Genomic DNA, 8,864 nt, shown 5'->3' with positions numbered 1-8,864 from the left:
GACCGTCAGCACGCAGGAAACCCAGCGCACGTCCAGCACGGACCGCATCGAAAAGGTAGTGATGATGCGCGCGTCGCGCTCGCGCGTGTGGCGCGCCGTCAGCAACGCGGAGGAGTTCGCGACGTGGTTCCGCATCCAGCTGGACGGCACGTTCGCGGAGGGCACGACGGTGCGCGGCACCGTGAGCCATTCCGACGGCACGCACATCTGCGCGGTGGAAATGAACATCGAAACCATCGAGCCGGAACGCTACTTCTCGTACCGCTGGCACCCGTATCCCATCGACCCCACGATCGACTACTCCGCCGAGCCGATGACGCTGGTGGAGTTCATCCTTCGGGACGCGGAGGGCGGCACGGAGGTGACCATCATCGAATCCGGCTTCGACTCCATCCCGCTTGCCCGCCGCGCCGAGGCGTTCCGCATGAACGACAAGGGGTGGGGCGCGCAGATGGGCAACCTGTCGCGCCATGTCGAGTAGCCGGGGATCGGCCGCGCTCCGTGTGGCGGACGCCGTGCCGGTGTTCGCCGCGCTGGGCGACGCCACGCGGCTCAGCCTCGTCGGCCGGCTTTCGGCGGAGGGGCCGCTTTCCATCACCCGGCTGAGCGAAGGCACTGGCGTGACGCGGCAGGCCGTCACCCGGCACCTGAACGCGCTGGGCGACGCGGGGCTGGTGCACAACGCGCGGCGCGGCCGGGAAAGCGTGTGGGCGCTGAACCTGGCCCGGCTGCACGCCGCCCGCGGCTACCTGGACCAGATCTCCGCGCAGTGGGACGACGCCGCCGACCGCCTCAAGGCGTTCGTGGAGAACGACCCGTGATCGTTGCGGCGTAATCCGTCCGAATCAAAGTGCCCGTCCGCGGCTCGCGGACGGGCACTTCTTCGTTCTGTTGTCGACCTTCCGGTGCGCACCGTCGGCGCGGGCGCGCGGCGGGAGAACGACTCGCTCGCTGCTGGCGAGCAACGTCTTGATCGCGTCCAGTCCGCGGTCGGTGATGAGAAACCGTACCTGCCAGATATTGACGTCGACCCTGCCGTCGGCGTCCATCCTGCGATGCCGAACTGCATGCCTGCTGCTCACCTGGGTGGGTCAGGCGAAGCCCAGACAGGACGCTCCTCTGCGGATGCCTTGAGGATGATCTGGACGATGTAGAAGAATTTGTCCACCTCACGGGAATCCCAGAAGTTCCGAAACTGGAATACCCGCCCGTTTCCTACATCCAGCATCAACGTACGCTCGCCGTTCCACTGGATCTTCAACTCTTTCGGGTTCACATGATCGGCGCGTAGGACCTCCGTGTACTCGTCAGGCTGCTTTCCCGCCGGGACGATATGGACGGAGTAGCTGAAGCTCGTGGTCGCGCCGGCGTTGCCGCGGACGACGACAGCGTCTACCCGTCGCCCGGGAGACGGGTAGCGGCCGGTTTCCACGCGCTCCACATCCAACGGAGTGCATGCGGAAATTGCACTTGCGACGAGCAGCCCACACAAGAACAGCAGCCGGCGGACGGTCCTGCGGTGCGCGGTCATCGATACAGAGTTCCAGGGTACCCGCAGCTGCCGTTCGTGCGTGCCCCCCGTGCAACCTCCGTGACCTCGTGGGAAACGGAGGGTGCTGTTGCGCGGAGCAGGCCGGGCTATTTCTTCTCGTCGGGATCGTGCACCATCTCGTCCAGCGCCACGGCGACGGCCAGGACCAGCCCCTCGTCCTGCCCCGCGGCGATGTCAATGCCGTACGTGTCGCGGATGCTGAACCACGACTTGGACACGCGCGCCACCACGTCGCCGTCGCGGCGCATGGTGTAGTCGTGGTCCAGCAGGCTGCCGTCCACCTCCAGCTCGCCCCCGGCCTCCAGGTCCACGCTGAACCGGTCGCGGAAGGGCGAAATGAGTGCCTTCTTGACGGTGGCGATGGTGTCGCCGCCGCGCAGGATCTTCATGCTGTCGCGAATGGCGAGCTTCTTCTCCCGCACGGTGGCTACCTCGCGGCCGTGCATGTCGGTGATCTCGAAGGTTTCGCGGATGGTGAGCACCTTGCCGTCCACCTTGTAGACGGGCCGCCCGCTCTCGTCCTCGATGGTGAAGTCTTCGCCGATGGAAAGCAGGTGCTGCCGCATCTTGTATCGGGCCATGCTCGGTCTCCGGATCAGGGAATGCCAGTCGTCCTCACCCCGGACGGGCAAGCCCCGCGCCGTAGACGTGCATCATCCGCGCGGCACCCCCTTGTGCGACGGGCCTCGCGGACGGACATTCCTGCCCGCGACGCGCAGGCGCGCACGACCGACGAACGCACGGGAGAAGACAGATGGGATATCGTGAGGATCCGGAAGCCCGGGGAACCTTCAAGGACGCCATGACGGGGCTGGGCATCGGCATCGTCTGGGTGCTGATCGTCGCCGCGGTTTCGTACCAGCTGGTCTGACGGCTCGCGCGGTGTCCCGCGGCGCACCCCGCCGCGCGTTGCCCTGAGCCCGGACCCACAGGAGCCCGGACGTGCCTCGCCGCGCGTCCGGGCTCGTTTGCAGCCACCCTGAGCATCCGCATCCGGTGCTGTACGACGCCCTTCGCCCCCTGCTGTTTTCGCTCGACCCCGAGCAGGCCCACCACCTGGGCACCGATGCGCTGAACGCCGCGCTCGCCACCGCGCCCGCGCGCGCCGCCGCCCGCGCGCTGTACGACGTGCGCGACCCGGCGCTGCACACGCAGGCGTTCGGCATCCGCTTCCCCAACCCCGTGGGGCTCGCCGCCGGCTTCGACAAGAGCGGCGCCTCCTTCAACGCCCTGGGGGCGCTGGGGTTCGGCAGCATCGAGATCGGCACGGTGACGGCGCTGGGGCAGCCGGGCAATCCCCCGCCCCGCCTGTTCCGCCTCCCCGCCGACGGCGCGCTGCTGAACCGCATGGGCTTCAACAACCCGGGCGCGGAGGCGATGGCCGCGCGGCTGCGGCGCACGCCCATCGAGCCCGTGCTGGGCATCAACCTGGGCAAGAGCAAGGCGACGCCGCTGGAGGACGCGGCGGGCGACTACCTGCGCAGCCTGGAGCTGCTGGAGGGGTTCGCCGCCTACCTGGTGGTGAATGTCAGCTCGCCCAACACGCCGGGGCTGCGGCAGCTCCAGGACGCGGAGCCGCTGCGGGCGCTCTTGCGGGCCCTGCGCGCGCGCGGCGCGGAACTGGCGGCGGTGCGCGGCGGGCCCGCCCGCCCCATCCTGCTCAAGATTGCGCCGGACCTCACGGACGCGCAGGTGGAGGAGGCGGTGGGCATTGCGCGGGAGGAAGGGATGGCGGGGATCATCGCCACCAACACCACGGTGAGCCGCGACGGGCTGCGCACCGCGGAAGTGGAGCGGATGGGGATGGGCGGCATCAGCGGCGCGCCGGTGCGGCGGCGCGCGCTGGAGGTGGTGGAGCGCATCTGGCGCACGACGGGGGGCGCGCTCCCCATCATTGGCGTGGGCGGCATCTTCAACGCGGACGACGCGTGGCTGATGGTTCGCGCGGGGGCCAGCCTGGTGCAGGTGTGGACGGGCTTCATCTACCAGGGCCCCGGCATTGCGCGCGACATCAACCGCGGCCTGCTGTCCCGGCTGCGCGCGGAAGGGGCGGCGCGGCTGGCCGACGTGGTGGGAGCGGCGCACCGATGATTCCGTCCGCGCGCACCGCGCGCTTTCTGCGCACCTACATGCGGGGCGGCGCCGCGCCTCTGCGTGAGCACGAACTGCGGCTGGAGGTCGCCGGCGAGGAGCGGGAGGCGACCCTCTACCTTCCGCCGTCCACGCGAAAGCCGGTGCCGGGGTGGGTGGTGCTGCACGGACTCACGGTGCCCGGGCGCAGGCACCGGGTGCTGCAGGTGTTCGTCCGTTCGCTGGCGGCGTCCGGCGCGGCGGTGCTGGTGCCGGACGTGCCCACCTGGCGCGCGCTGCGGCTGGACGTGGACGCCGCGCGCGACACGCTGCTCTCCGCCTCCGCGGTGCTGGGCGCGCTGCCGGAGGTGAAGCCGGGAGGCGTGGGCGCCATGGGCTTCTCCTTTGGCGCCACGCACGCGCTGATGGCGACGGCGGACCCGGCGGTGCGCGCGGCGGTGCGCGTGACGGTCGCCTTCGGGGGCTACGCGGACATCGAGAAGGGGATCCACACGCTGCTCACGGGCGAGCACGAGTGGGGGGGCGAGCGGCACCTGATCGACCCCGACCCGTACGGCCGGTGGATCATGGTGGGGAACTACCTGACCGCCGTCCCCGAATTCGCGGAGATGGAAGGCGTGGCGCGGGGGGCGCTTTCGCTGGCGGTGGAGGCGGGCAACCGCGGCCTGGGCTCGTGGGAGCCGGCGTACGACGGAATGAAGGCGGAGATCCGCCGCGGCCTGAGCCCCGCGGAGCGCGAGGTGTGGGACGTGGTGGCGCCGCCGGCGGGAACGCCCATGCCGGATCGCGAGGCGGCCCGGGCGCTGGCGGAGCGGTTCGCCCAAGCGGTGCTGCGCGCCAACCCGCGGCTGGACGCGCGCCCCGTGCTGCGTGGGCTGGGCGGGCGCATCGTGCTTTCGCACGGGCGCGCGGACCGGCTGGTGCCCTACACCGAAACGCTCCGCATCCAGTCGTTGCTGCCGCCCCAGGCGGACGTGTCCGTCGCCATCACCGGGCTGTTCGCCCACTCCGCGCACGCCGGGGCCATGCACCCCATCCGCCGCGTGCGTGAAGCCGGCGTCTTCATCAACCTGCTCAACCAGGCGCTGGGGGCGCTCTGAAACGCGCCTACGGGACGATGCGGACGGTGTACTCCAGCTGGGCCTGCGCGTTCACGGACATCTGAACCCGGTTGTTGGCGCTCTCCGGGCGGAACACCCGAAGCGACTGCACGGCGACGCTCGCCGTCTCCGGCCCCTCGGCCGGGATCAGAACCCACGGCACCACGACCGGGTTGGGGACCGGCCCGTTGCCCGAAAAGCTGATGATGCGCGTCCCGCGGCTGACGACCACGGACCATTGCTCCAGCACGGGGGCGGGCAGCGTTCCCTGGGTGCCCCGCACGATGGGGAGCGAAAGGTCCTGCCCGGCGCGCAGGGTCACGGCGAGTGGCCCGCCGCGCGTGGTGGGAAAGAAGGTGAACTCCGGCAGCGGCAGCGGCCCCACCCGGGGCGCCGGCGGCGCGATGCGCACGCCCTGCGCGAGGAGCGCGCTGGTGAGCGGCACCCGCGCGAAGAACCCGGCGTACTCGTCGCGGTAGGTGGCCACAGCGGCGCCCTGCACCCGCAACGTGTCGTTCGCGAACCGGACGCGCTCCCCGCCGTCCATCGAGTAGTACCTGGCATCGATGGCCAGCGAGTCGGCGGTGCCCCGCGCCAGCGTAAAGAGCTGGATGTCGGCGGACACACGGTCGGCGTCGCGTTCGGTACCGGTGGGGAACCGGATGCACCCGGCCGAAAGGGCGAGCACGGCAAACAGGGCGCTGCGGCGGATGCGGATCATTCGGGGTCGCTGGCGGTCGTGGAGGGTGCGCGGCGCGGGCGGAACCGGCGCGGCGGCGGGGCGTCATGTGTTCCCCGCCGCAACAACGCACGAAGCGGCAGGATTCGGACTGCGCGCGCACCGGGGGCGGACGATGGACACGATCCTGTGGCGGTGGATGGACCGGCCGGGGCACGAAGCGGGGTGGCTGGAGCGCACGGCGGCGGGGTGGACGCTGCGCGGCACCGCGGTTCTGCTGGATGACGGGCGCGCCTGCCGCCTGGACTACACGGTGGAATGCGACGCCGCGTGGCGCACCGTCGCCGCGCGCGTGGAGGGATGGGTGGGCGACGACCAGGTCCAGTGCGTCATTGCCGCCGGCACGGACGGGCGCTGGACGCTGAACGGCGTGGATGTGCCGGAGGTGGCGGGAAGCGTGGACGTGGACCTGAACTTCAGCCCGTCCACCAACCTGCTCCCCATCCGCCGGCTGCAGCTGGAGATCGGCGAGGAGGCGGAGGTGCGCGCGGCGTGGCTCCGCTTTCCGTCGTTCCGGCTGGAGCCGCTGGTGCAGCGCTATCTTCGCACGGGCGAGCGGTCGTACCGGTACGAGAGCGGGGGCGGCGCGTTCGTGGCCGACCTGGAGGTGAACGCGGCGGGGCTGGTGACGCGCTATCCCGGCCTGTGGGAGGCGGAGCCCGTCGCATGACGCAGCCGGACGCGGGGCGCACGCGGCTGCTTGTCGTCTTCGCCTTTCTGCTGCTGTACGGGCTGGTCCTGTCGCTGCTCCGCCCGCAGCCCAACTCGGCGCAGCGCACCTTTCGGATCGCGATCAGCGCGTCGGTGGCGGCGGGGCTGCTCTGGCTGGCGCGGGTGAAATGACGAGGGCTCCCGTTCCCGCGGGAGCCCTCCGTGACGTGGGAATCAAAGCACGTGACCCCGTTCCAGCGCGCGTTCCGCGTATTCGCGAACCGAGGGGTGCAGCGCGGGCCGGTCGTCCAGCCACGCGCGCACCCGGCCGAACCCAGCCGGGTGCTGCAGGTGAAAGATCCCGTGAAGCGCCGCGGCGTTCACGTTGTGGTTCTCTGAGGCGAGCATCCGCTGAAAAGCGGTATGCAGCGCGTCCTGCATTCGCCGGTCGTCCTCGTTGTCCCGCGAACGTCGAGCCCTGCCACCGGTGCCGTCATACCCGTGGGCAAGAAAGTCGGGGAGCATGAACCACCCTTCCCCATCCGCCTCCGCCGCCCGCAGCGCGGGAGCGACCATCCGCTCATAATAGACGGGGAGCCGGTCGATGCACGCCTCGCGCGCCGGCCACGGAACTTCCCGGCCCCGGACAGCCTCCCCGAAGTATTCCGATGGCCACGCCGAGAACATCGCCCAGATCCCGGTGTCGATCTGCAGCCACGAAAACCGGTGCAGCAGCGGTTCAGGTGCGCCGAACAGCCGCGTGAGGAATCCGACGATGGCCGCCGGCTCGGTCTGAAGCCCGGTCATCTCCCACGCCTCGCCATGGTACCACGGATCGTCCCCCAACTGCCTGGGATGGTCGAAGATGAAGGCGATCAGCTCTTCGTCGCTCGCGCCGCGCAGGTCGATGGTCTTCCATTCCGGATCACTCATGCGTTGAGGGTACGGCGGCGCGGGCGCGTGGGCAACGGATGGCGTGAACGGTGCAGTCGCGCGCGGCGGCGGACCGGGGCTTCCGGCCGGGATCTCACGGAATGGGAGATGGGATGAAAACGCGGCGGATCGGCTCGTTGAACGCGTCGGTGGTGGGAATCGGGTGCAACAACTTCGGCGCGCGGATCGACGCGGCGCAGACGGCGCGCGTGGTGGACGCGGCGCTGGACACGGGGATCAACTTCTTTGACACGGCGGACATCTACGGCAAGGGCGCCAGCGAGGAACTGCTGGGCCGCGCGCTGGGCCCGCGGCGCTCGCGCATCCTCATCGCGAGCAAGTTCGGCCATGAGATGGATGAACAGCGGCGCGGCGCCCGCCCGGAGTACGTGCGGCGGGCCATCGAGGACAGCCTGCGGCGGCTGGGGACGGACGTGATCGACCTGTACCAGCTGCACCGGCCGGATCCGTCCGTCCCCATCGCGGACACGCTCGGCGTGCTGAACGACCTGGTGCGCGCGGGAAAGGTGCGGGAGATCGGGTGCAGCAACTTCTCGGTCGATCAGCTGCGCGAGGCTGAGGCCGCGGTGGCCGGCGGCGGCGCGCGGTTCGTGAGCGTGCAGAACGAGTACAGCCTCATCCGCCGCGATCCGGAAGACGGCGTGCTGGCCGAGTGCGAGCGGACGGGCGTGGCGTTCATCCCCTACTTTCCCCTCGCGAGCGGGCTGCTGACGGGCAAGTACCGCCGCGGCGCGCCCGTCCCCGCCGACACGCGCATCGGCGAGGGCGGGCGGTACGGCGCGCTGTTGACGGACGAGAACCTGGACATCGTGGAGCGGCTGACCGCGTTCGCGGAGTCGCGCGGGCGCACGCTGCTGGAACTGACCATGTCGTGGCTGCTGGCCCGTCCCGCGGTGGCGTCCGTGATCGCCGGGGCGACGCGCCCGGAGCAGGTGCACGCCAACGCCGCCGCCGCGGGATGGGCGCTCACGGACGAGGACCTGCGCGGGGTGGATGCGGCGCTCGGTGTGGGATGAGTGGAGGAGGACGGGTCGGGTGCCGATTGCGGGCCTCGCGGGCGGCCCCCACCTGGGCTCGCATTACTCGCCCACCCTCCCCCAAAACAACCTGGGGGAGGGGGTTGATGAGGGCAGAAGATGTAGGCCCTGAGCGACTGTTGGCGCCGGGCGGATGGTGTCCTGAGCGACTGAAGTCGCCGCAACAACGACGGAAAGTCCCCCCGAACGGATGGGGGGACTTCACCCGCACGCGGCGGAACGCCCGCCGCGCGGGGCGGAGTTCGGGGATGCGAACGGCGGGCTGAGCGACTGAAGTCGCCGCAACAACGGCTGGAAGCCTCACGATACTGCTGTGAGGCTGTACCGGTGAAAGCGCGGCGACTGGCGCCGGCCTCCGCCCCGCACCGAACGGCTCCCCCTCTCCCGCGGAGCGGGTGGAGGGGGCTGGGGGGAGGGGCCTCTCCGCACGCGTCTCACCGTCCCGCGTGCGCTGCAACTGCAGTTCTCCCCTCTCCGTGCGGCAGTATGCACAGGGAGCGGCCGGGGGAGGGGCCCTCGGCGCCTGCGACGCGCATCGTCGAACCCGTCCGCTTCAGACGCCGAGGAGTCCGGCGCCGACTGCGCAGGCCGCAACGACGAGGTCGCCGTACGCGTCCGTGGCCTCCACGTCGCGCGCGTCCAGCGTCTGGGCGATGTCGTGCACCTGCCGCAGCGCCCAGAGCGCGTACGCAGCGGGGAGAATGAGGATGGCGGAGATGCCCACCAGGGCCAGAACGATC

Annotated in this window: 13 protein-coding genes; 7 read left to right on the top strand and 6 right to left on the bottom strand. The window is 70.8% G+C overall.

Features of this window, described 5'->3' with window-relative positions:
* Window positions 1–61: 61 nt before the first annotated feature.
* Window positions 62–481, top strand: coding sequence for an SRPBCC family protein (locus VF665_RS24110; RefSeq protein WP_349263169.1), 420 nt, complete (start codon window positions 62–64; stop codon window positions 479–481).
* Window positions 471–821: a helix-turn-helix transcriptional regulator gene (locus VF665_RS24105; protein WP_331056041.1), complete on the top strand. Its 351-nt coding sequence runs from the start codon at window positions 471–473 to the stop codon at window positions 819–821. Before VF665_RS24110 ends, VF665_RS24105 begins: the two co-directional genes overlap by 11 nt.
* Before the next feature lie 24 nt (window positions 822–845).
* Here the strand turns inward: VF665_RS24105 and VF665_RS24100 are convergent, their stop codons facing one another.
* From VF665_RS24100 to VF665_RS24090, 3 genes are all read right to left on the bottom strand, one after another.
* Window positions 846–1,049 (bottom strand): hypothetical protein, encoded by a 204-nt coding sequence (locus VF665_RS24100; protein WP_331056040.1) that lies wholly within the window; start codon window positions 1,047–1,049, stop codon window positions 846–848.
* A gap of 29 nt (window positions 1,050–1,078) precedes the next feature.
* Window positions 1,079–1,531, bottom strand: a complete 453-nt coding sequence (locus VF665_RS24095) for a hypothetical protein (RefSeq protein WP_331056039.1) — start codon at window positions 1,529–1,531, stop codon at window positions 1,079–1,081.
* Between the two features lie 107 nt (window positions 1,532–1,638).
* Window positions 1,639–2,133: an LURP-one-related/scramblase family protein gene (locus tag VF665_RS24090; RefSeq protein WP_331056038.1), complete on the bottom strand. Its 495-nt coding sequence runs from the start codon at window positions 2,131–2,133 to the stop codon at window positions 1,639–1,641.
* Window positions 2,134–2,551: 418 nt separating this feature from the next.
* On the opposite strand from VF665_RS24090, the gene VF665_RS24085 reads away from it, so the two are divergent.
* Together VF665_RS24085 and VF665_RS24080 are read left to right on the top strand one after the other, a co-directional pair.
* Window positions 2,552–3,643, top strand: coding sequence for a quinone-dependent dihydroorotate dehydrogenase (locus VF665_RS24085; protein ID WP_349263168.1), 1,092 nt, complete (start codon window positions 2,552–2,554; stop codon window positions 3,641–3,643).
* A complete protein-coding gene (locus VF665_RS24080) occupies window positions 3,640–4,743 on the top strand; it encodes a hypothetical protein (protein ID WP_331056036.1) in 1,104 nt (367 codons plus the stop codon). The genes VF665_RS24085 and VF665_RS24080 overlap by 4 nt, the downstream gene beginning before the upstream one ends.
* Before the next feature lie 7 nt (window positions 4,744–4,750).
* On the opposite strand, the gene VF665_RS24075 is transcribed toward VF665_RS24080, so the two are convergent.
* Window positions 4,751–5,464, bottom strand: a complete 714-nt coding sequence (locus VF665_RS24075) for a hypothetical protein (RefSeq protein ID WP_331056035.1) — start codon at window positions 5,462–5,464, stop codon at window positions 4,751–4,753.
* A 133-nt stretch (window positions 5,465–5,597) separates the two neighbouring features.
* On the opposite strand from VF665_RS24075, the gene VF665_RS24070 reads away from it, so the two are divergent.
* Window positions 5,598–6,152, top strand: a complete 555-nt coding sequence (locus tag VF665_RS24070; RefSeq protein ID WP_331056034.1) for a putative glycolipid-binding domain-containing protein — start codon at window positions 5,598–5,600, stop codon at window positions 6,150–6,152.
* Entirely contained in the window at window positions 6,149–6,325 is a 177-nt protein-coding gene (locus VF665_RS24065) for a hypothetical protein (protein ID WP_331056033.1), read from the top strand. The genes VF665_RS24070 and VF665_RS24065 overlap by 4 nt, the downstream gene beginning before the upstream one ends.
* Before the next feature lie 42 nt (window positions 6,326–6,367).
* Here the strand turns inward: VF665_RS24065 and VF665_RS24060 are convergent, their stop codons facing one another.
* Window positions 6,368–7,066, bottom strand: a complete 699-nt coding sequence (locus tag VF665_RS24060) for a hypothetical protein (protein ID WP_331056032.1) — start codon at window positions 7,064–7,066, stop codon at window positions 6,368–6,370.
* A gap of 113 nt (window positions 7,067–7,179) precedes the next feature.
* Here VF665_RS24060 and VF665_RS24055 point away from each other — a divergent pair, with 113 nt between their 5' ends.
* Window positions 7,180–8,103 carry an aldo/keto reductase gene (locus VF665_RS24055; protein WP_331056031.1) on the top strand — a complete coding sequence of 308 codons (924 nt, stop codon included), beginning with the start codon at window positions 7,180–7,182 and terminating at the stop codon, window positions 8,101–8,103.
* Between the two features lie 574 nt (window positions 8,104–8,677).
* Here VF665_RS24055 and VF665_RS24050 read toward each other — a convergent pair.
* The coding region (locus VF665_RS24050) for a hypothetical protein (protein WP_331056030.1) at window positions 8,678–8,864 on the bottom strand (187 nt) is incomplete at its 5' end.

This window comes from Longimicrobium sp., assembly GCF_036387355.1.
GTDB lineage: Bacteria > Gemmatimonadota > Gemmatimonadetes > Longimicrobiales > Longimicrobiaceae > Longimicrobium.
This window is presented reverse-complemented; position numbering and strand designations above follow the sequence as displayed.

Excerpts from the sequence above, each read along its gene's own strand:
- VF665_RS24110 (WP_349263169.1), top strand. The coding sequence starts at position 62 with ATGATGCGCGCGTCGCGCTCGCGCGTGTGGCGCGCCGTCAGCAACGCG.
- VF665_RS24105 (WP_331056041.1), top strand. The coding sequence starts at position 471 with ATGTCGAGTAGCCGGGGATCGGCCGCGCTCCGTGTGGCGGACGCCGTG.
- VF665_RS24100 (WP_331056040.1), bottom strand. The coding sequence starts at position 1,049 with ATGGACGCCGACGGCAGGGTCGACGTCAATATCTGGCAGGTACGGTTT.
- VF665_RS24095 (WP_331056039.1), bottom strand. The coding sequence starts at position 1,531 with ATGACCGCGCACCGCAGGACCGTCCGCCGGCTGCTGTTCTTGTGTGGG.
- VF665_RS24090 (WP_331056038.1), bottom strand. The coding sequence starts at position 2,133 with ATGGCCCGATACAAGATGCGGCAGCACCTGCTTTCCATCGGCGAAGAC.
- VF665_RS24080 (WP_331056036.1), top strand. The coding sequence starts at position 3,640 with ATGATTCCGTCCGCGCGCACCGCGCGCTTTCTGCGCACCTACATGCGG.
- VF665_RS24075 (WP_331056035.1), bottom strand. The coding sequence starts at position 5,464 with ATGATCCGCATCCGCCGCAGCGCCCTGTTTGCCGTGCTCGCCCTTTCG.
- VF665_RS24070 (WP_331056034.1), top strand. The coding sequence starts at position 5,598 with ATGGACACGATCCTGTGGCGGTGGATGGACCGGCCGGGGCACGAAGCG.
- VF665_RS24065 (WP_331056033.1), top strand. The coding sequence starts at position 6,149 with ATGACGCAGCCGGACGCGGGGCGCACGCGGCTGCTTGTCGTCTTCGCC.
- VF665_RS24060 (WP_331056032.1), bottom strand. The coding sequence starts at position 7,066 with ATGAGTGATCCGGAATGGAAGACCATCGACCTGCGCGGCGCGAGCGAC.
- VF665_RS24055 (WP_331056031.1), top strand. The coding sequence starts at position 7,180 with ATGAAAACGCGGCGGATCGGCTCGTTGAACGCGTCGGTGGTGGGAATC.